At 59.4% G+C, this 21,771-nt stretch carries 16 protein-coding genes and 1 tRNA gene; 10 read left to right on the top strand and 7 right to left on the bottom strand.

All coding sequences use genetic code 11. The features are described from left to right. The first annotated feature begins 82 nt into the window (after nt 1-82). The 7 genes from dsrO (at nt 83) to KGFNPO_RS00945 (ending at nt 10,096) form a co-directional block, all read left to right on the top strand. A complete protein-coding gene (gene dsrO, locus KGFNPO_RS00975) occupies nt 83-799 on the top strand; it encodes a sulfate reduction electron transfer complex DsrMKJOP subunit DsrO (protein ID WP_472632706.1) in 717 nt (238 codons plus the stop codon). Nucleotides 800-802: 3 nt separating this feature from the next. After that, nucleotides 803-1,942, top strand: a complete 1,140-nt coding sequence (gene nrfD, locus KGFNPO_RS00970; RefSeq protein WP_472632705.1) for an NrfD/PsrC family molybdoenzyme membrane anchor subunit — start codon at nt 803-805, stop codon at nt 1,940-1,942. Between the two features lie 24 nt (nt 1,943-1,966). After that, complete coding sequence (locus KGFNPO_RS00965) at nt 1,967-5,167, top strand: molybdopterin dinucleotide binding domain-containing protein (protein ID WP_472632704.1); 3,201 nt, start codon at nt 1,967-1,969, stop codon at nt 5,165-5,167. 184 nt (nt 5,168-5,351) lie between these two features. Further along, nucleotides 5,352-6,329 (top strand): rhodanese-like domain-containing protein, encoded by a 978-nt coding sequence (locus tag KGFNPO_RS00960; protein ID WP_472632703.1) that lies wholly within the window; start codon nt 5,352-5,354, stop codon nt 6,327-6,329. Nucleotides 6,330-6,602: 273 nt separating this feature from the next. Next, a complete protein-coding gene (locus KGFNPO_RS00955) occupies nt 6,603-7,697 on the top strand; it encodes a c-type cytochrome (protein WP_472632702.1) in 1,095 nt (364 codons plus the stop codon). A 289-nt stretch (nt 7,698-7,986) separates the two neighbouring features. Then, on the top strand, nt 7,987-9,069 hold the full coding sequence (locus KGFNPO_RS00950) for a porin (RefSeq protein WP_472632701.1): 1,083 nt from the start codon (nt 7,987-7,989) through the stop codon (nt 9,067-9,069). Between the two features lie 211 nt (nt 9,070-9,280). Continuing rightward, nucleotides 9,281-10,096, top strand: a complete 816-nt coding sequence (locus KGFNPO_RS00945; RefSeq protein WP_472632700.1) for a TlpA family protein disulfide reductase — start codon at nt 9,281-9,283, stop codon at nt 10,094-10,096. A gap of 143 nt (nt 10,097-10,239) precedes the next feature. On the opposite strand, the gene KGFNPO_RS00940 is transcribed toward KGFNPO_RS00945, so the two are convergent. The 3 genes from KGFNPO_RS00940 to KGFNPO_RS00930 form a co-directional block, all read right to left on the bottom strand. Further along, the gene (locus KGFNPO_RS00940; RefSeq protein WP_472632699.1) at nt 10,240-10,869 is read right to left on the bottom strand and encodes a response regulator transcription factor; all 630 of its coding nucleotides are present in this window, start codon (nt 10,867-10,869) and stop codon (nt 10,240-10,242) included. Continuing rightward, a complete protein-coding gene (locus tag KGFNPO_RS00935; RefSeq protein ID WP_472632698.1) occupies nt 10,866-12,710 on the bottom strand; it encodes a sensor histidine kinase in 1,845 nt (614 codons plus the stop codon). Before KGFNPO_RS00935 ends, KGFNPO_RS00940 begins: the two co-directional genes overlap by 4 nt. 81 nt (nt 12,711-12,791) lie before the next feature. After that, nucleotides 12,792-12,868: transfer RNA gene (locus KGFNPO_RS00930), tRNA-Pro, on the bottom strand. A 188-nt stretch (nt 12,869-13,056) separates the two neighbouring features. Here KGFNPO_RS00930 and glmU point away from each other — a divergent pair. Then, a complete protein-coding gene (gene glmU / locus KGFNPO_RS00925) occupies nt 13,057-14,424 on the top strand; it encodes a bifunctional UDP-N-acetylglucosamine diphosphorylase/glucosamine-1-phosphate N-acetyltransferase GlmU (protein ID WP_472632697.1) in 1,368 nt (455 codons plus the stop codon). Nucleotides 14,425-14,735: 311 nt separating this feature from the next. Here glmU and KGFNPO_RS00920 read toward each other — a convergent pair whose 3' ends face one another. From KGFNPO_RS00920 to KGFNPO_RS00910, 3 genes are read right to left on the bottom strand one after another with little or no spacing between them, the layout of a single operon-like run. Next, nucleotides 14,736-15,530: an SDR family NAD(P)-dependent oxidoreductase gene (locus KGFNPO_RS00920; RefSeq protein WP_472632696.1), complete on the bottom strand. Its 795-nt coding sequence runs from the start codon at nt 15,528-15,530 to the stop codon at nt 14,736-14,738. A 38-nt stretch (nt 15,531-15,568) separates the two neighbouring features. Next, complete coding sequence (locus KGFNPO_RS00915; protein WP_472632695.1) at nt 15,569-16,870, bottom strand: SGNH/GDSL hydrolase family protein; 1,302 nt, start codon at nt 16,868-16,870, stop codon at nt 15,569-15,571. Nucleotides 16,871-16,889: 19 nt separating this feature from the next. After that, nucleotides 16,890-18,083, bottom strand: coding sequence for an MFS transporter (locus KGFNPO_RS00910; protein ID WP_472632694.1), 1,194 nt, complete (start codon nt 18,081-18,083; stop codon nt 16,890-16,892). Between the two features lie 108 nt (nt 18,084-18,191). On the opposite strand from KGFNPO_RS00910, the gene KGFNPO_RS00905 reads away from it, so the two are divergent. Then, a complete protein-coding gene (locus KGFNPO_RS00905) occupies nt 18,192-19,097 on the top strand; it encodes a LysR family transcriptional regulator (protein WP_472632693.1) in 906 nt (301 codons plus the stop codon). A 112-nt stretch (nt 19,098-19,209) separates the two neighbouring features. On the opposite strand, the gene KGFNPO_RS00900 is transcribed toward KGFNPO_RS00905, so the two are convergent. After that, the gene (locus tag KGFNPO_RS00900) at nt 19,210-19,686 is read right to left on the bottom strand and encodes an Lrp/AsnC family transcriptional regulator (RefSeq protein ID WP_472632692.1); all 477 of its coding nucleotides are present in this window, start codon (nt 19,684-19,686) and stop codon (nt 19,210-19,212) included. Nucleotides 19,687-19,838: 152 nt separating this feature from the next. Here KGFNPO_RS00900 and glmS point away from each other — a divergent pair, with 152 nt between their 5' ends. Next, nucleotides 19,839-21,668 (top strand): glutamine--fructose-6-phosphate transaminase (isomerizing), encoded by a 1,830-nt coding sequence (gene glmS, locus KGFNPO_RS00895; protein WP_472632691.1) that lies wholly within the window; start codon nt 19,839-19,841, stop codon nt 21,666-21,668. The last annotated feature ends 103 nt before the right edge of the window (nt 21,669-21,771 follow it).

Below are 21,771 nucleotides of genomic sequence, written 5' to 3'. Positions count from 1 at the left end.
AAATACCCAATATCTTCGCAGCACCTTCCCTCCTATCATGCGAATAAGCCAATAAGGCTCGATTACAGCAAAAGGAGGGGAAATGATTGAGTCCCGACGCAGTTTCTTACGCGCCTTGCCGGCCATCACGGTCGGCGCGGTGCTGGCCCCGTCTCCGGCAATCGCTTCGGCGGCAGGCGCAGCGGATGGCAAGCATCGCTGGGCGATGGTGGTCGACGTACGAAAGTGCATCGGCTGCCAAGCCTGCACGGTGTCCTGCATCATGGAAAACGCGGTGCCGGAGAACAGCTTCCGCACCATCGTTTCCACTTACGAGGTGCACGAAGGCCAACACACAGGCACTTACATGCTGCCGCGTCTGTGCAACCATTGCGACAATCCGCCCTGCATTCCGGTGTGTCCGGTGGGCGCTACCTTTCAGCGCAAGGACGGCATCGTGGTGGTGGATGGCGACCGTTGCGTCGGTTGCGGCTACTGCGTGCAGGCTTGCCCTTACGACGCGCGCTTTATCAATCACGACACCGGCAAAGCGGATAAATGCACGTTTTGCGCGCATCGGGTCGATGCCGGATTATTGCCGGCCTGCGTCGAAACCTGCGTCGGCGGAGCACGCATCTTCGGCGACCTCAACGATCCGAACAGCGCCGTGCGCCAGCTGGTCGATCAGAACAAGGTCAAGGTGCTGAAGCCGGAAATGGGCACACAACCGCATGTGTTTTATCTTGGTTTGGACCAGCGCTTTCAGGGCCAGGTCGAGGGTGAAGGCACATTATGGCAACCGAGTGGACACGGAGCTTAAATCATGGATAGCCAAATCATCGAAGTACTCAACGTTACGCGTGAAACTGCCTGGCTACCGTGGGCAGTGTCCTATTTTTTCCTGATCGGACTTAGTTACAGCAGCTTCATGCTGACACTGCCGTATTTTGTCTTCGGTCGTGCGCAACACGAAAGACTGGCCCGCCTGGCGCTGCTCGGTGCGCTGGTTTGCGGCCTGACCGCGCCGGTCGCCCTGCTGGCTGACTTGCACGGTCCCGGGCGTTTTCTGAATTTTTACCTGCATTTCCAGCCGCAATCCTGGATGTCGTGGGGCGCGTTCTTTATCCCGGTTTATCTGGGCGGCTTGCTGTTGTATGCGTGGCTGGCACTGCGTGGAGATTTTGCGGTGCGGGGCCAGGACGGCCGCACATTTCTGACCCGCCTGTATCGCTTGGCCGGGCGTGGCGGCGCAGCACCGCAAATGGCAATTTCCGCCGCCGCGGTGCTGGCCCTGATCGGTGCTGTGCTGGTGGCACTGTATACCGGCATGGAAGTGATGGTGATTCAAGCGCGTCCACTGTGGAACACGCCTTTCCTGCCACTGCAGTTCGTGACCACCGCCTTCGTCGGTGCAATCGGTTTATGCCTGCTGTTCAACCGCTTTATCGGTGGTCGCGATATCCAGTTGGAAATTGGCCTCAACCGCCTGCTGGTGCTGGCACTGGCGGTGGTGCTGACGCTGGGTGGAGGATGGCTGTTTGTCAGCCTGTCCGGCATCAGCGCTTCGCATAGCGCCGCTTTCAGCCAGGTAGCAGGCATGCCGCAATGGCAATTGAGCGCAGTGTGGGCAGTGCTGGCAACGGTTCTGCCGATGGCGCTGGCGCTTTGGCGCCCTGCTTCCAGTGGCCTGATTACCGGTTTGATTGCGGTGCACAGTGCATGGATGATGCGCTGGACCATCTTCATCGGTGGCCAGTCCATCCCCAAAACCGGCGCCGGTTTGTACGACTACCATCTGCCGCTCGGCAGTGACGGCCTGCTCGGGATTGTCGGCACGCTGGGTTTGTGGATCGCGCTGCTGCTATTGATGGTGGAGTATTTGCCATGGGCCGGTCAGGCATTCGCCAGTCGCACCACCAAAGAAACCAACGCAATCGCCGCTAGCGCGATTGCCCGGCATTAAGTCACCGCACACAAGGGGATTAGCATGGAAGACAAACGTCGCTCATTTTTACGCAAGGCCGCAATCGGTGGTGGACTCACCGCTTTTGCCGCCGGCTCATCGACCACTGCAGCGCGCATGCTCGATCACGTGCTTGGCAAGGACCAGCCGCAGCAGCGCCTCAATGGCAATTCGCTGGCGCCCGAGTTCAGCGTCAATCCCGCCACCGGCGCACTCAGCATCAACCCGGAACAGCAGGTCAGTTACACCATGTGCATGGGTTGCACCACGTTCTGCGGGGTGCGGGTGCGCATCGATAAAAAAACCGGCAAGGTTTTGCGCGTGGCCGGCAATCCTTACAGCCCGTTGTCGGCCGAGGTGCCGCTGCCATTCCAGACTCCGATTCGCAACAGCTTCCTCTCACTCACGCGCCATCAGGAAAAAGGACTGGCCGGCCGTTCGACCGCTTGCGGGCGCGGCAACGGCGTGCTGGAACAGATGGATTCGCCGTTCCGCGTGCTGGCGCCGATGAAGCGCTCCGGTCCGCGCGGCAGCGGCCAGTGGCAGCCGATCGCTTTCGATCAGTTGATCAAAGAAATTACCGAGGGCGGCAACCTGTTCGGCGAAGGCGAAGTGCAGGGTTTGCGCGCCTTGCGCGACCTGCATACCCCAATCGATCCGCAGCAACCTGAACTCGGCCCCAAGGTCAATCAGGTCGGCCTGATGTCCAGCACCAACGAGGGCCGTTTGGCCTTTGTGGACCGTTTCATCAAGCAATCCTACGGCAGCATCAACGCGGTAGGGCATGGCTCCTACTGCGGCGGCGCGTATCGCAGCGGCTCGGGAGCGATGTTCGGCGACATGAAGAAAATGCCGCACGCCAAGCCGGACTTCGATAACGTCGAATTCTGCCTCTTCGTCGGCACTGCACCCGGCAATGCCGGCAACCCGTTCAAGCGCCAGGGCACGCTGCTCACCAAGGCCCGTTCGGGCAACCGGAAATTCAGCTACGTGGTGATCGATCCGGTGCTGACCAATGCCGACAGTCTGGCATCCGGCGACCGCAGCCGCTGGGTGCCGATCAAACCCGGCACCGACAGCGCGTTGGCGATGGCAATGATCCGCTGGATTATCGAGCAAGAGCGCTACGACCGGCACTATCTGGTCCAGCCCAACCTTAAAACGGCCGAGGCGGCCGGCGAATCCAGCTGGAGCAACGCCACCCACCTGGTGATCGTGCAACCGGGCCATGCGCGCGACGGCCGCTATGTGCGCGGCTCGGATTTGGGCCTGGTCTTCACCGAAGAGGAACGCTACAAGGAAAAGGACCCGTTCGTCGTGTTCGACCCCGTGACGCAAAAGCCCATGGTTCACACCGAAGCCAAGGCTGAGGCCGAGCTGTTTTTTGACGGCGCGCTGCAGATTGGCGCCGAAACGCTGAAGCTGCAAAGCGCGATGAGCATGCTGCGCGCCGAAGCACTGAAACATAGCCTGGCCGATTATTCCGCTGCCTGCGGGATACCGGTGCAGATCATCGAAGGGCTGGCGCGCGAATTCACCAGCCACGGCAAGCGTGCTGCAGTCAATGCCCATGGCGGCATGATGGCCGGCAGCGGGTTCTACAACACCTATGCGCTGGTGATGCTCAATACCCTGATTGGCAATCTGAACCGTCAGGGTGGCACCCTGGTCAGCGGCGGCAGCTTCAAGGATGTCGGCGCAGGACCGCGCTACAATTTGGAAAGTTTTGCCGGTGCGGTCAAGCCGAACGGGATACCGATCGGACGCAACGTACCTTACGAAAAGACCTCCGAGTTCAAGCGTAAGAAGGCCGGCGGCAAGGCTTACCCGGCGCAGGCACCGTGGTATCCGAACGCTCCGGGCCTGGCCTCCGAATGGCTGACCGGCGCCATCAATGGCTATCCGTATCCGCTCAAAGCGTTGATCTTGTGGAGCTGCAATCCGCTGTACGGCGTACCGGGACTGCGCGCCCAAATAGAAAAAGACCTGGCCGACCCGAAGAAGCTGCCGCTGATCGTGGCGGTAGACCCGTTCATCAATGAAACCACCGCCTTTGCCGACTATATCGTGCCGGATTCGCTGCTGTATGAAAGCTGGGGCTGGGCCGGCGCCTGGGCTGGAGTTGCAGTCAAGATGAGCACAGCGCGCTGGCCGGTGGTCGAACCCCGTGCCCAGAAGCTGCCCGATGGCCAGGCAATCGGCATGGAAACCTTTTTCATCGCATTGGCCAAGGCCATGGATTTGCCTGGCTTCGGTCCGGCCGGTCTGGCCGACAGCGAAGGCCAGCCTTTCCCGCTGGAACGCCCCGAGGATTGGTATCTGCGCGGTGGCGCCAACATCGCGTGGCAAGGCAAGACCGCGGTGCCGGAAGCCAGCGACGACGATATCGCACTGTCCGGCGTGTCGCGCATCCGCCCTCTGCTGGAAAAAACCCTGAAGCCGGAAGAGTGGCGCAAGGTGGCTTTCATGCTGGCGCGGGGCGGACGCTATCAAAATTACAAGGAAATGTTCGGCTTGCGCTTGCCACCGCCAGTTGATCCCAAAGCACCGACAGCACCGGCAGCGGCCACGGTGGCAGGCGCTGCCATCCAAGCGACGCCAGAAGACACGCCTTATCCTGCAGACTGGTCAACACACCGCTTCACCAAGCCCATGATGTTGTATAACGAAAACGTCGGCACCACCAAAAACAGCCTGACCGGCAAGCGTTTTTCGGGCTCTCCGTCGTGGCAGGAACCGGCCTTCGCCGACGGCACGCCGGTACGCACCAAATACCCGGAGGCAGAATGGCCGCTGCAATTGATCAGCACCAAATCGCCGCTGCAAAACTCGTACAGCATCGGCGCCCGGCGCTTGCGCGGCATCCACCCCGACAACCCGGTGGCGCTGCATCCGGACGATGCCGCACGACTGGGATTACGTAGCGGCGACCAGGTCTATCTGGAAACCCCGGGAGGACGCGCCAAAGCGACCGTGATGTTGCGCCACGGCGTGCAGCGCGGGGTGGTGGCGATTGAACACGGTTTTGGCCATCGCGAACTCGGTGCGCGGGCCCATCGCATCGGCGACACAGTGCAGCCGCAAGAACCGGCGATTGCTGCCGGCATCAATCTCAATGATATGGGATTGCGCGACCCGACCCGCAACGCACGCAATGTGTTCGTCGATCCGGTGGCAGGAACTACTGTGCGGCAGGGTTTGCCGGCACGCCTGGTGCGGGCCTGACCGGACGCCGGTCTTGACATCGGCAGTAGGCGGGGTGCTTTTGCGCGGCGCTCTGGTCTCCAGAACGAAGTCGGGATTGGACCAAGCAAGCTGTCAGCGCATCGCTCGCACATGATGACGGCCAGGTGGGTCGCACACCTCAAGGCCGGTGATCTACAAGGCAACGCAACTGAAGGAGTTCAAGATGAAAATACAAATTAAATATATGACGGGCGGCGCATTGCTCGGGCTGGCTCAACTGAGCTGGGCCTTGCAGGTGCCAGGTCCAGTGGTTGACGGCGAATGGCTCGCCAAGAACAAGGCGGAAGTCACAGTACTGGATGTACGTCCGAATCAGAAAACTTTTCTGACGGCACCGCAGTTTAAAACCAACAAAACGACCGGCAAAAAAGTGCTTGTCGAACTCGGCGGCCACATTCAGGATGCCGCGCCGGTAGAAAATAGCAGCGTACGTGTTGAGCGCACCATCGGTGCGCTCAAAGTCAAGTTCCTGCTGCCGGAGCGCGCTGATTTTGAGAAGCTGGCACGCAAATGGGGTGTGCGGGAGGGCCACCCTGTCATCATCGTGGCAGCAGGCCAGAATCCGGTAGACATGAACGATGCGGCCCGGCTTTACTGGCAGTTCAAAGTGTACGGCGAAGACAATATTGCCATCGTCAACGGAGGCACCGCGGCGTGGTTGGCCGAAGGCCGGGAAATCACCACGGTGCCGACCAAGGTGGGTGAAGGCAACTGGGCGCTCAAGCCCATGCGCACCGAACTGTTGGCAACTTCCGAAGATGTTGAAAAAGCTCTTGCCGGCAAGAGCGCGCAGTTGATTGATTCCCGCATCACCTCTCAGTATTTAGGTTTGAGCAAAAAAGATATGGTGTTTGGCTATGGGCATATTCCGGGCGCAAAAAATGTTTCCTCGGAATTGCTGACCACAGAGGGCGATGCGACCCGCATGTTATCGGTTGCCACTTACCGCGATATTTACAAGGCGAGCGGCGTTGATCCGCAAGCGCCTGCAATCACCTATTGCAACACCGGCACTCTGGCTGCGGGCAACTGGTTTGTACTGTCCGAGATTCTCGGCAACAAGCAGGCTCGTCTTTATGACGGCTCGCTGCATCAGTGGACGCTGGAAAAACGAGCGCTGCAAGCGGTTGCACGGCAGTAGCAAAGACCCTTTGTGCTGTCGTAAGAGGGCCACGGACGGCAACTTCTCAGCGCTCCAGCGCATGACTTAAGTATTACAGGACGTGGCAGGCCCCGCAGGCTGGGTGCCATGAGCCGGCCTACGATTTGCCACGGGGATGGCGGACACATGCAGCCGGACGAGGAAGCGTGCAGTGTACAAGCCCAGAACCGTCAACCCCTGCAAAGGCAGGGTCGAAGACCCGACAAGCAGGGCGGTGGTCAGCATGAAATATTTGTTAAAAAGGAATGTGCCATGAAGACTTTACCGTTACACCTGTTTCCAGCGATGCTACTCGCCGGAATTTTCAGCCTTGCCCATGCGAACGATATGGACTCCGCCACCAATCCGCGCGAGTTCAATAGCTTCTATGCGCCCGCCTACCAGCTACCCGATCCGGCGACGATGTCCTCGTCCGCCGCGAGCGGCAAGGAACTCATTCATTCGACCTACAAATATCTGGGGGCCGAAAGCGGCAACCTTGCTGCCAACGGGCGTCCATTCGTGGGCAACAAGCTCGCATGTGCCAATTGCCACATGGCAGACGGTACCCAACCGAATGCCTCGCCGTTCGTCGTGGTCGCGCAAAAGTATGCGCCGCCCGGAATTTTCAACTCGCGCTCGAACATCCTTCTTGATGTCCCGAGCCGGGTGAATAACTGCATGGAACGCTCGCTCGCCGGTGAAGCAATTCCCAGGGATAGCCAGTGGATGAAAGACATTGTGGCGTATATGGAGTTTCTCGCCACCGGCATCCAGCCTGGCTATACCTTTAAACAAGTGCCCGGCCAGGGGTATCCGGCAGTAGCACTGCTTACACGTGCCGCCAACCCGGTGCGCGGTCAGGAAATTTTCCACGATCAATGCAAGGGTTGCCACGAGGACAACGGCCAAGGCAGTTGGAATAATGAACAAAAGCGCTATGACGTTCCGGCGGTGTGGGGAAATAACAGTTTTGGCCTGATGTCGGGCATGGGCCGGCTCGCCACTGCCGCGACGATGGTATGGGGCACCATGCCGCGCGACAAGGTCAATGCGATGAATGTGAGCACGCGCATGCCGCAAGAGGATGCCTGGGACGTTGCTGCTTACCTGCTATCGAACAGTCACCCGTTCGACCAGCGCTACGTCGCCGATTGGAGCGGCACGGGACCGGATGGCATGCCGAACTGGCTGCGCAAGGCTTCTAGCGCTTCGTATGATTTCACCATGCCGCGCAGCAGCTTCGGTGCAGCGACCGACGATCCGAGCAAACCGCCGATGTTTCCGAAGGCGCAGCATACGTTTGGCCCGTTTCAGCCGATTGAGGACGCGCTTAAAAGTGCCCGGAATGCGCGCGGCTTCCCGTGAGTAAATGGCTTGGCTTGGCTCGGGAGGCGACAGGACCGTTCGCTGCCATGACGACAGACGACTTTAACGGCGCAGCGATCACCAAGCGGGGCTTCCGCAAAAAATGGGGGTGGAGTCGAGTTAACCACCCCAGCCTATTCGTTGCGCTTTGTAATTTTAGAACGTGAATCGTTCCTCACTCATTGTGCGAAACAAAAAACGTGGGGTTTACCGACTGCGAGCGCAGTAAGGCTGCAGCACGCTCTTCAATATACAAATAAAACAACTTCATCAACAAGGGAACTAAAAAATGAAAAAATCCTTTGTCGCCATTGCAGTATTGGGCGCCTTTTCAGGAATTGCTTATGCACAATCGGGCGTCATCATCTATGGTCTTCTCGACGCCGGTATTGTCAGTGAGCGCGGCGGCGCTAAAGGCTCCGTTACCAAATTGAGCAGCGGCGTGGCGTCTGCTTCGCGCTTGGGTTTCCGCGGCACGGAAGATCTGGGCGGAGGTTTGTCGGCAAACTTCGTCCTTGAGTCCGGCCCAAGAATCGATACCGGTGAATTGGCAGGCACGCTTTTCAACCGTCAGGCCTATGTGGGATTAAAAAACGGCTTCGGTGCGGTCACGCTGGGGCGTCAATACACACCGTATTTCATCACCGTCAGCTCGGTTGCTGATCCATTCGGTGCCGGCTCTGCAGGCAGCGCCAAGAACTTGTTCCCCACGGTAGGCGACAACACGCGTACCAGCAATACGATCCTGTACAAATCGCCGCAAGCAAGCGGTTTTTCTGGCGAACTCGCCTACAGCCTCGGTGAGCAAGCCGGCAGCAATGCAGCTGGCCGCCAGTTTGGCGCCGCACTCGCTTATGCAAATGGCCCGTTGAATGTCCGCCTCGCCTACAACAACAGAAATAACGATACAGCTACTGACGCCACGCAACTTATCGGCAGGAATACGCTGTTGGCCGCGAATTACAATTTCGGTGTGGCAAAGGCATTCCTGGCGTACGGGGTCGACAAGGGCACACACAGCGCCGATTTGCCGACGACCAAGACGAATCCGAATCCTTTCGGCGCTGTCGCCCCTCAGAGACAACCTGCTGCATCTACCGACAGCAGCGATCTGCTGGTTGGTGTCGCAGTGCCGTTTGGCGCCAGCACGATTCTCGCTTCGTATATCCGCAAGGACGACAAGACCGGCTTGAATCAGGATGCTGACCAATGGGCGCTCGGCTATACCTATGCGCTATCCAAGCGCACCAGCCTGTATAGCTCTTATGCACAGATCAAGAACAAGAATGGCGCCGGCTACACCGTCGGCAACAATACTGAAGAAGGTACTGGCGACCAGGCATTCAACCTGGGCGTGCGCCACAGCTTCTGATAATTGCAGGATCTGCGCAAGGAAGTTGCTGACAGTCTTGCGTAAGGCATGACAAAACGCTGCCATTCCGAAGCAAAAAAATGGACCTGAGCGTACTCAGCCAGTCGTCACATGCCGTTGGTGCATCAATCGACTGCGGTCTCGGGTCCACTTCATGCTGTGAGTGGGCCCACTGGCAACGCGGGCTGGCACAAGCAAGAGAAAGTTGAACATGATATCCGTGAATCTTGGGCCCTTCGCGCTGTCCTCCAGCTTGCTGCTGTTGCTGGCAGCACTGCTGGTTGCAGCGGGAGTAGGCCGACAGGTCGGGCGTAGTCGAAAAATAAGCATCGGCAATACCTTGAGCGACATGCTGCTCGCCGCCGTGCTGGTGGCGCGCGTGGCTTTCGTTGCGATCTGGTTCGACGCTTACCGCAGTGCGCCGTGGTCCATGCTCGATATCCGGGACGGCGGTTTCACCGCGTGGGCCGGGAGTGCGGCGGCGCTGCTGGTGGCGCTGTGGCACGGCTGGCGCCGGCCGGCGCTGCGCAAACCGCTGCTCCTGGGGCTGGCGGCGGGGACGCTGGTCGGGGGCGCGCTGTTCGGTGCGCTGCGCATGACGGAAAAGCCGGCGCTGCCCAGGGTGTCGTTGACGACCTTAGCCGGCGCACCGGCAGACTTGGCTGCGCTGGCTGCCGGCAAACCCATGGTGGTCAATCTGTGGGCCAGCTGGTGCCCGCCGTGCCGGCGCGAAATGCCGGTGCTGGCCGCCGCGCAAAAACGGCAAACGGAAGTGCGCTTTGTCTTTGTCAATCAGGGCGAGGATGGCGCAACGGTTCAGCGCTACCTCGGCACCGCTCAACCCGATCTGGCCAATGTACTGCTCGACCCCGGCAGCCGCCTTGGGCGCGCAGTCGGCTCGGGAGCGTTGCCCACCACCTTGTTCTATGACGCCGGCGGGCGGCTGCTGGATACCCACCTGGGCCCGCTATCGGCAGCCTCGCTGGCGAGCAAATTAAACCGGTTGCGCACAAGTTCAGATAACTGACTGAGCGATACACATTGCGCTACCGAATAGTTTACGCGTCACAAAAAATAGGGAGTATCGTAATTTTCATGGCATTTACCGCATATATTAATTGCGGTTATAAAATATACTCATCAAACATTAAATGCTCTGAATAGCAGCCCTTAATGCGCACCAGGAAGCCCTACTTTTGCCTCCATCAACAACTGGGTGATTTCCGCGGCCGAATGCACGCCCAGTTTTTCCATCGTGTTGTGGCGGTGTACCTGGACCGTCTTGTCGCTGATTGCCAACTCGCGGGCAATGATTTTGTTGGGCTTGCCGGCGGCCATCAACTCCGCCACCTCGCGCTCGCGCGCGGTCAGGGTCGCCAGCGCAGTTTGCGCGGCGCAGGTTTGAGTATTGACCCGGCTGTCCTCGATGCTGCGTTGCACCGCGCGCGTCACCGCATCGAGCAAGACCTGATCCTTGCAAGGCTTTTCGAGAAAATCGCAGGCACCGATTTTCATCGCCTGCACGGCCATGGCCAAATCGCCGTGGCCGCTCAGAAAGATGATCGGCAAATGGTTGCCCTGATTCTTGAGCGTGTGTTGTAACTGCAATCCGCTCATCAGCGGCATGCGCACGTCAAGCACCAGACAGCCTGGCACGTGCCCGTCGTAATGATCGAGAAAGTCATGCGCCGAATCGAAAGTCTGCACCCGCCATCCGGCCGAATCGAACAGATAAGCCAACGAACGGCGCATCGCCGCATCGTCATCGACCACAAACAACACTGCATCGCGCTCGTTCATATTGCTCCCGATGGTTGTTCTTTAGGCAGGCTGAACCATACCGACAATCCTGCGCCATCGTCATTTGCCACTGCCGACAGCGTTCCCCCCAGCGATTCAATGATGCCTTTGCTCAGCGACAAGCCCAAACCGAGTCCTTCGGCTTTGGTGGTAAAAAAGGGTTCGAACAGCCGTGCGAATTGTTCAGGCGCAAGCCCGCAACCACAATCGCGTACGGTGACGCAATAGCTGCTGGCGTCAGCATAGAACAGGACTTCGATCGGCGCATCCGCATGGCCGGCGCTCTGCTGCGCATCCAGTGCGTTTTTCAGCAGATTGAGCATGACCTGCTGGATTTGCAGGGGATCGGCCATCACTCTGGCCGGTTCCTGCGCTGCACCGGGCTGCCAGAGTACGCGCGCCTGCGGATGGGCGCCGGCGAACAGGGCGATGGCTTCGCCCAGAACCGCAATCAAATCGACCGATTGTTGTTCCGACGTGGTTTTTTTGGCGAAGGTGCGGATGTTGCGAATGATGCTTGCCGCCCGCTCGCTTTGCGTGACGATTTCGTTGGTGCCGTCCAGCAAGGGCGCTGGCTCCAGTCGACCTGCGGCAATGCGCCGCGCCATGCCGCGCGCGAAATTGCCAATCGCCGCCAGCGGCTGATTCAACTCGTGCGCAATCGCGCTTGCCATTTCACCCAGGATCGCCAGTCGGGCGGTATGGTCCAGCGTGGTTTGACGCATACGCGCCTGTTCTGCCATGCGGCGCTGCTGCTCCTGCGCGTCGCGCAGATCGCGGGTACGCTGACTCACCAGGTATTCAACCCGCACCGTATGCACCGCCCACACCACCAATAAAGCCAGAATCAGCAGCAGCCAACCCCAATACAGCCGCAGCAAGCCCTCAAAAGTCCATTGCCGCAAATACGTATAGGGGCCGACTTTCAGTTCACGGAACAGTTCGTCGACCACCTGATAATCGGCCGGCACCGCCCAACTATAGCCATCCGCAGTACGCGGCATGCGCAGCAAGGCGATGGTTACCTGCTTGGACAACTGCGCCGAAGTATGGCGCAAGGCGGCAATCGGCCAGTCGGGGTATAAGCGGGACGATGTTTGGCACTGGAAACCCTGGGCGGCGATCGGCGCCAGCACCCGCAATTCACCGGCGTCAATCTCGCCACTATTGACCATCTGCTCCAGCAGGCAGGTGCGAATGATGGCGGCGTCAGCCTGGCCGGCGCGCACTGCATGCACCATGCTTTGCAGCGGAAAACCGGCAAATTCCAGCCTGGCAAAATCCTGCTCGGGATCGATGCCGATTTCCAGCAATTCACGCGCCGCGATCTGGTAGCCGCCGAATGCATCCGGATCAACCGCCAGCACATGCTTGCCGACCAAATCCGCCAAGTTCTGCAAGGGCGCAGCGCTGCGCACCACGATGGCCGATCCGATCGATTGCCTGGGCGACAGGGCCCAGGGCGACGCGATGGTCGCGATGCGACTGGCGCCATCGCTATGTTCGAGGGCGACATAGTGACCGCTGTTGGTGATGACGAAATCAATGCTCTGATCGTGCACCGCACGCGTCAGCCCGGCCTGGTCAAAATCCAGCAAAATGAAACGATGGCCCGGAAGCGCCGCTGCCAGCCAATTCCTGACATGGGACCAATCTTCCTGTATCGCTTCGGCGCCTTTATACGCCAGCACACCGATGCGCACCGGTGTGGGATTGCTTGCGCGCGCGTGGGACGCCAGCAGCAGTAACAGCAGCGCGCCCGTCAAAACAACGCCAAGCCGGTAAAGTGGGCGCAGCAAGAGCATGTGTTTGGTCTTTGTTGCCGGCTGAATAGCTTTCATGGAAGGCCCGATGCACTGTCGCAAATAAACTGCCGCAGAAACGAAAAAAAGACCGTCAGAGACGATCTTTTTTCTTGAAACTGGTCGGAGTACAAGGATTCGAACCTTGGACCCCCTGGTCCCAAACCAGGTGCGCTACCGGGCTGCGCCACACTCCGAAGAGCCAGAAGCATACTCTTCGAGGCGCACCGCGGTCAAGCTTTATCCTGCAATGGGAAATTGCGGATCGCGATAAGCGCTCGCAACCTGCTGCGGGCGAAACATGGGCTGGCAATCTTCCTGCTGCGGCGCGGCGCGGAGAAATGATACACTTTTGCGCTTTTCCGAACCCCTCGCACCCTATCCTATGAACATCGTCATTCTCGCTGCCGGCATGGGCAAACGCATGCAATCGGCACTGCCAAAAGTGTTGCACCCGCTGGCCGGCAAACCGCTGTTGTTGCACGTGCTCGATACCGCGCGCCGGCTGTCGCCCTCGACCCTGTGCGTAATCTACGGCCACGGCGGCGAACAGGTGCCTGGCCTGTTAGCTGCGCCCGACGTGACTTTCGCCCGCCAGGAGCCGCAACTCGGCACCGGCCATGCGGTAGCCCAAGCCGCGCCACATCTCGATGACGCAGTGCCGACGCTGGTGCTGTACGGCGACGTGCCGCTGACCGATGCGGCGTCGCTGCAACGCCTGATCGCTGCCGCCGGCAATGACAAGCTGGCGATCCTGACCGTGCACATGAGCGACCCGACCGGCTACGGGCGCATCGTGCGCGAGCATGGTGAAAAGGGAAATATTTTGCGCATCGTCGAGCAAAAAGACGCCACCGAGGCCGAACTCGCGATTACCGAAGTCAATACCGGCATCCTGATAGCACCCACCGCACAGCTCAAGCAATGGCTGGCGACGCTGTCGAACCACAATGCGCAGGGCGAGTATTACCTGACCGACATCGTGGCCCGCGCAGTGGCCGACGGCGTGCCGGTAGCGTCCGCGCAACCGGCTGCGGAATGGGAAACGCTGGGCGTCAACAGCAAGGTGCAACTGGCCGAACTGGAGCGCATCCACCAGCGCAACATCGCCAACCGATTGCTGGAACAAGGCGTGACGCTGCTCGACCCAGCGCGCTTCGACGTCCGCGGTACGCTCACTTGCGGGCGCGACGTCACGATTGATATCGGCTGCATCTTCGAAGGCACGGTCGCGCTGGCCGACGGCGTCACGATCGGTGCCCATTGCGTGATCAAGAATGCCGTAATTGCCAGCGGCGCGCAGATCAAGCCGTTCTGCCATATCGAAGATGCGACGGTCGGCGCCCAATCCATCATCGGCCCGTATGCCCGGCTGCGCCCCGGCACCACGCTGGCGGAAGGCGTACACATCGGCAACTTCGTCGAAATCAAGAATAGCCAGATCGCCGCCGGCAGCAAGGCCAACCACCTGGCGTACGTGGGCGACGCCACCGTCGGCAGCCGCGTCAACATCGGCGCTGGCACCATCACCTGCAATTACGACGGCGCCAACAAGTTCCGCACCGTGATCGAAGACGACGCCTTCATCGGCAGTGACAGCCAGTTAGTGGCGCCGGTCACGGTCGGCCGCGGCGCAACACTGGGGGCCGGCACCACGCTGACCAAGGATGCGCCAGCCGGTGCACTGACGATCTCGCGCGCCAAACAGGTGACGCTGACCGATTGGCAACGACCGGTGAAGCTGAAGCAATAGGATTAATTTTTACAGGGAGTATAGCCAAAAACAATGCCGTTCCCGCATATGAACATTGCTATTTAAAATATACTGATGGCAGCTTAAATAAACGGCAGAAACTGCTCTGGGCCACGGTTGGCAAACGTCACTTTGCCACTGGCTCCGTTTTAAGCGCAAATTCCCCCGATTTTTTCTCTGTTCTTTGTCGTGCCGGCGGTCGACCGCGCAAAGTCGGCGCGATAGGCTCCGACTCTCAAGCGTCGAGAGATGGAAGCTGGATGCACCGATTCGCCAAATCGTTGTTGTAGGAGCGGAACATACGCATGCCATCAAGCGATGGTCTCGACCACGCCACCATCCACCCGAAGTGCCGCACCGGTGGTGGCCGAAGCCTGATGAGAGGCGGCGTAGACGACCAGATTCGCCACTTCTTCCACGGTCGCTGCGCGCTGGATGATCGAACTGGGACGATGCTTCATCACAAAGGCGGCCGCCGTCTCTTCCATCGACAGGCCCGATGCCCTCTGCTCTTCTTTCAGCATGGCTTCGAGTCCATCCGACAAGGTTGGACCGGGCAGAATGGCGTTGACGGTAACGCCCGTGCCCGCAACACGCTTGGCCAGCCCGCGTGAAATCGAAAGGAGTGCTGTCTTGGTGAAGCCGTAGTGGATCATGTCGGCAGGAATATTCAGCGCCGACTCCGAGGATAGAAACAGTACGCGGCCCCAATGACGTTGCGTCATGCCGGGCAGATAGGCACGCGACAGCCGCACCCCCGACATGACATTCACCTCGAAGAAGCGGGTCCATTCGGCATCCGGAATCTCGAAGAAATCCTGCTGCCCGTAGATGCCGACGTTGTTGACCAGGATGTCGGCCGATGGCTGCGCCGCCACCAGCGCCGCGCAGCCATCGGCAGAACCGACATCGGCCGCAACGCCACGGATGTTCGCTTGTGCAACTTCCGACTTCAGCTTGGCAACGGCACGTTCAACGGCGGCGGTCGTGCGGCCGTTCACTATTACTTCGGCACCCGCTTGCGCCAGTCCTTTTGCGATGGCGTAGCCGATGCCGGCGGTGGAACCTGTGACGATGGCAGTTTTGCCGGAGAGGTCGATTTTCATGGTGTAGTCCTTTCTTGATGAAGATGAGAAGTGCGCCATCAGCGCTCGAAAAGCGCGTCCAGATCGATGGCGTCAGCCATCGCCTTGTTGCCGCGATCACCTGGATGCAGGTGGTCGCCCGAGTCGAATTCAGGCTTCAAGCGGGCCGGATGCGCCGGGTCTCTGGCCAGCGCGTCGAAGTCAATCACTGTATCGAATTCGCCGCTGTTGCGTATCCATGTGTTGATTTGCTGACGCAGCTGGTCCTTGTCCGCGTGGTAGTAATTGTCCAGCGGCGTGCCCGGCAATGCGCCCTCGAACGGCGTCAGCGTCGCGCCGGCGACTCGCACGCCATGGGTATGCGCACGCGCGATGAGCTGGCGATAGCCGGCGATCAGCGCGTCGACCGACGGCCTGATGCCTTGAGGATCGAATGCCGTGCCTGGCCAACTGATGTCGTTGATGCCGAGGAGGACCACGACCGTCTTGACCCGCGGCAGACTCAACACGTCCCGGTCAAAGCGCGCCAGTGCATTGACGCCCATGCGGTCGCCGAGCAGGCGGGCGCCAGAAATACCGGCATTGAGCACCGCCACGTTTCTCGATACCAAACGTGCGGCAAGAAAATCGGGCCAGCGCGCATTGGCATTGATGGTTGCGCCATTGCCGTCGGTGATCGAGTCGCCGATCACGACCACCGTGCTGGCAGGTGCGGCAGTTTCAACCTGAATTCCGCGCAGGAAGATGCGCGCACCTGTGGTGGTATCTGTCTCGATATGTTTGGCCGCGACTTGATTACCCTTCACCAGATAAGCCGTCTGGCGACCATCCCAATGAAAGGTGGTGGCCTGCGTTTTGTTCGGCAGGAAAACGCTGACCGCCACATTAGCTAAAGGTGCGACTGTCAGATCGACCGGATCGCTCACCAGCGGCGCGCCCGGCGGTACGATGGCAGAGGTTTTGCCGCCGAAAGTGATGGGCCGATCCGTGCCGGCAACAATCGCCGACCCGGCATCGGCCAACGCGACATGCACGGCGCCGATAACCAGCGGTTGGCTTCCGTATTCATTGGACAGCACGATGCGGATACGCTTGCCGCCCAGGCTGATGCGGGCGACTTGCCGAATGGTCTGGTCCTGCAACGTGGCTGGAATGTTGGTGGGGAAAGCGAAGTCCGGTCCCCAAATCGGTTGTGGGCTAGCGGCCCACGTGCCGATCCAGGAGTTGCTGGAGTTATTGATTTCGCTGGCCGTACTCACGACAGCGGACGCTGCCAGCAAAGCCGCCAACACGATTGCGGTGAATCGATGAAGTCCTATCAAATGGCGGCCAGAGGGGCGAACAATAGTATGCATTGTCATGATTAGTCCTTATCTTTATTTAGTCACACAGTTTATGAAGAGGCTTGACATGGGAAACCTGACGTTGCCCACGTTCCAGCCGAATGGCAGTCAGCGCCACGCCAAATGCGCACAACGGCACCAGCGCCGCCACCCAAGTGATAGCGCTGAGTCCGGGGCCGTACGCGATGACGACGCCGCCCAGCCAGGCACCGATGGCATTGCCGAGATTGAAAGCGGCGATATTGAAACTTGATGCCAGGCTCTGGCCCGCGCCCTGCGCTTTTTCCAGCACCCACATTTGCAGCGGCGCCACGGTAGCGAACGCAGATGCGCCCAGCAGCCCGACGAAGATCACGGCCAATATCTGGCTGTGGAGCGCAAAAGTCATCAAGCCGAGGACCACCGCCAACGCGATCAGGCTACCGAGCACGGTTGGCACCAGATAGCGGTCTGCCAGCTTGCCGCCGAGCAAATTGCCGGCGACCAAGCCCGCGCCGAAAACCAAGAGGATTGGTGACACCGCTGTCGCATCGAAGCCAACCACCTGCGTCAGCAATGGCGCTATGTAAGTGAATACAGCGAAAACACCGGCATAGCCCAGCACGGTGGTCAGCAGCCCAAGCAGCACCGGACGACGCGCCATCGCAACTAAATCAGCCCGCCAGTCAGAGCCCGACTGCACGTTTCGATCCCGTGGGACAAAAAAACTGATGACGCCGAGTGCGACAACGCCGACCCCAGCCACCGCCCAGAAAGTGGCGCGCCAACCGAACGCCTGGCCCAGCCAAGTGCCGAACGGCACGCCCAGAATATTGGCCAGCGTCAGACCGGTAAACATGAAAGCGATTGCGGATGCGCGTTTATCCGGCGCCACCAAACCGGTGGCAACCACGGAACCGACGCCGAAGAAAGTACCGTGGGCGAACGCAGTCAACACGCGGGCAGCCATCAAAAAACCATAACTTGGCGCCAGCGCACACGCAGCGTTGCCCAGAGTGAAAATCACCATTAAGCCCAGCAGCACGGTCTTGCGCGGCCAACGCCCAGTCATCGCCGTAAGCAGCGGCGCTCCGACAACGACGCCCAGCGCGTAGCCGGAAATTAACCAGCCAGCCGCCTGGATTGAGACGCCAAACTCGGCACCGACTTCCAGCAGCAAACCCATGATGACGAATTCGGTGACACCGATGCCGAAGGCACCTGCGGTTAGTGCATAAAGAGCAATTGGCATAAGTCGGAGTCCTGTGAATTGATCTGCTATCGAAGGATAAATTATGAATTCAAATCAACTTGTGGAGTAGACTGCCTTCAGGAAAAACACTTGTGAGTTCACTTCAATATGGCGCGTCTGGATGTCAACCGATCAGGAGAAATGGATGTCTTCGTCCGCGTAGTCGAACTGGGCGGTTTCTCTGCCGCTGCGCGTGCGTTTCGCATGACGCCATCTGCGGTCAGCAAGCTGGTGGGACGGCTCGAAAGTCGGTTAGCGGTACGCTTGCTCAATCGTTCAACCCGACAAGTGCAACTAACCCCCGAGGGCTGTGTGTTTTACGAGCGCAGCGTGCGAGTGCTGGCCGATCTGGAAGAAGCGGAGCGCGGCGCTGCGACCAACGATGCGCCGCGCGGGCGGCTATGCGTGAACGCCAATGTGGCGTTTGGCGATCGCTTTTTGCTGCCGCTAGTGCCCGAGTTTCTGAATAAATATTCCGACATTACCCTCGACATTGTGCTGACCGATGAAGTGATCGATATCCTAGGGAAACGCGCGGACGTTGCAGTGCGCGCCGGTCCGCAGAAGAGTTCGAGTTTGCTGGCACGCAAGTTGGGCGAAACGCGCATGGTCATTGTCGGCGCGCCTGCCTACTTGGAGCGTTATGGCGTACCAACTCAAGTGGCTGACCTTGAGCAGCACAACCGACTGGGCTTCAACTATGCGCGAGCCATGGACGGATGGCTGCTGCTTGACCAAGGCCAAACCATCAACATAACGACTAACGGCAATGCCCAAGTCAGCGATGGCGAAGCACTGCTGCGCCTGGTCCTTGCCGGACTCGGTCTGGCACGGCTCGCAGCATTCCAGGTCAAGGACGACATTGCGGCCGGCCGGTTGCTGCCGGTGCTGGAAGCATGTAATCCGGGGGATCTGGAGGAAGTCCATGCAGTATTCCTCGGGCAAGGCGGCTATCTGCCTTCGCGGGTGCGCGCGCTGCTCGATTTTCTGGTTGAGAAAGTCCGGTTCGATTGATGTTGGGAAGTGGGGTCAGTCGACCGAAGGACGCGCCACTACGCCCGCACTTGGCCGCTATGTAAATCTGTACAAACAGCCCACAAGACATTCCACTGCCCGAAAAACACCTTCACACCGCAATCCGGGTCTCGAACTTGCTGCGATGAATCGCAAAAAAACTGCGTACATTTCGCACATTGGCTTGCCCGGCGAATAACCGATGCGCCAGCGCGTGGTACGCCGGCATATCGGCCACCTGCACCAGCAGCACGAAATCCGGCCCGGGCGCTACCCGGTAGCACTGCAACACCGCATCTTCCGCCGCCACCAGAGATTCAAACTCAACCATCCGCTCAGACGCCTGATTATCCAACGTGATCTCGACAATCGCGCTCAATCCGGCCCCAACCTTGTCGGGCGCGACAATCGCCACCTGGCGCGCAATCACGCCAGTTTCCATCAAGCGCTTGACGCGCCGCAGACAAGTTGGCGGCGACGCATGCACCCGCGCCGCCAGCGCATGATTAGTTTGCGATGCGTCAAGCTGCAGCGCATTCAGGATGCGGCGATCGAGTTCATCGAACTGCACAACAGGCTCAGTTATCATAAATATTCCATAGTTTTAAATTTATTGAAATATTATGCCATCAATGCATTGCATTGAAATATTCGATCATATTTCAAATAATTAAGACAGCATATTTCAACCGTAGTCCTCTACGATGCAGGCTTCAACAACTTAAACATCAAGAGGCTGCCATGTGCGGTATCGTCGGCGCGGTTGCGCAACGCAATATCACCCCCATCCTGATCGAAGGCTTGAAACGGCTCGAATACCGCGGTTATGACTCTTGCGGCGTGGCGCTGTATGTCGATGGCCGCCTGCAACGCTCGCGCAGCACCGCGCGCGTGGCGGAACTCGAAACGCAGGTTGCCGCCACCGGACTGGCCGGCTTCACCGGCATCGCTCACACCCGCTGGGCCACGCACGGCGCGCCCTCTTCGGACAATGCCCATCCGCATTTTTCGCCCAGCGACAAAGATGCGCGCATCGCGCTGGTACACAACGGCATCATCGAAAACCACGACCAACTGCGCGATGAACTGCGCGCGCTCGGTTACGTATTTCAGAGCCAGACCGACACCGAAGTCATCGCCCACCTGATCGACCACATGTATGCGGGCGACCTGTTCGACACCGTGCAGCAAGCGGTCAAACGGCTCGATGGCGCGTATGCGATTGCGGTATTTTGCCGCGACGAGCCGCACCGCGTGATCGGCGCACGCCAAGGCTCGCCGCTGATCGTCGGCGTCGGCCAAGGCGAAAATTTCCTGGCTTCGGACGCGATGGCGCTGGCCGGCGTGACCGATCAAATCATCTATCTGGAAGAAGGCGACGTAGTCGATCTGCAATTGCAGCGCTGCTGGATTGTCGACACCGACGGCAAATCGGTACAGCGCGAAGTGCGCACCGTACAGGCTCATACCGGCGCTGCCGAACTGGGGCCGTATCGCCATTACATGCAAAAGGAAATTTTCGAGCAGCCAACCGCCATCGCCAATACGCTGCAAGGAATCGACGCCGTCATGCCGGAGCTGTTCGGCGACAGCGCCTATGGCATCTTCAAGCAAATCGATTCGGTGCTGATTCTGGCTTGCGGCACCAGTTACTACGCCGGCATGACCGCCAAATACTGGATCGAATCGATTGCCAAAATCCCGGTCAGCGTCGAAATCGCCAGCGAATACCGCTACCGCGACAGCGTGCCGAATCCACGCTCGCTGGTCGTCACCATTTCGCAAAGCGGCGAAACCGCCGACACGCTGGCCGCGCTGAAACACGCCCGCGCGCTCGGCATGGCGCACACCATGACGATCTGCAACGTCGCCACCAGCGCCATGGTGCGCGAATGCGCGCTCGCCTTCATCACCCGCGCCGGGGTCGAAGTCGGCGTCGCCTCGACCAAAGCCTTCACCACCCAATTGGCCGCGCTGTTCCTGCTCACGCTCACGCTGGCGCAAGTCAAGGGCACGCTGGCGGAACAAAATGAAGCCGATTATCTGAAGCAAATGCGCCACCTGCCGGTAGCGATTGCCGCCGTGCTGGCGCTGGAGCCGCAAATCATCGCCTGGTCGGAAGACTTCGCGCGCAAGGAAAACGCGCTCTTCTTGGGGCGTGGCCTGCACTACCCGATTGCGCTCGAAGGCGCGCTCAAACTCAAGGAAATTTCCTACATCCACGCCGAAGCCTATCCGGCCGGCGAGCTCAAGCACGGCCCGCTGGCGCTGGTCACCGACCAGATGCCGGTGGTCACCATCGCCCCCAACGATGCGCTGATCGAAAAGCTGAAATCGAACATGCAGGAAGTGCGCGCCCGCGGCGGCCAACTCTACGTATTCGCCGACGGCGACTCACGTGTAAAACCCGGCGAAGGCTTGCACGTAATCCGCCTGCCGGAACACTACGGCCAACTTTCCCCGATTTTGCATGTGGTGGCATTGCAATTGCTGGCGTATCACACCGCGCTGGCACGCGGAACCGATGTCGATAAGCCACGGAATTTAGCGAAATCGGTCACAGTTGAGTAAGACGTGAATTTTGCGATTCTTGATTGTTCCTTTGGAATAAAGTTCGGAACTTTTCAACGAAGTGCAGAAATAAACTTCGGAACACTAGTCATGTACATTCAGT

The sequence above is a fragment of the Gelidimonas diazotrophica genome (assembly GCF_055694025.1).
This window is presented reverse-complemented; position numbering and strand designations above follow the sequence as displayed.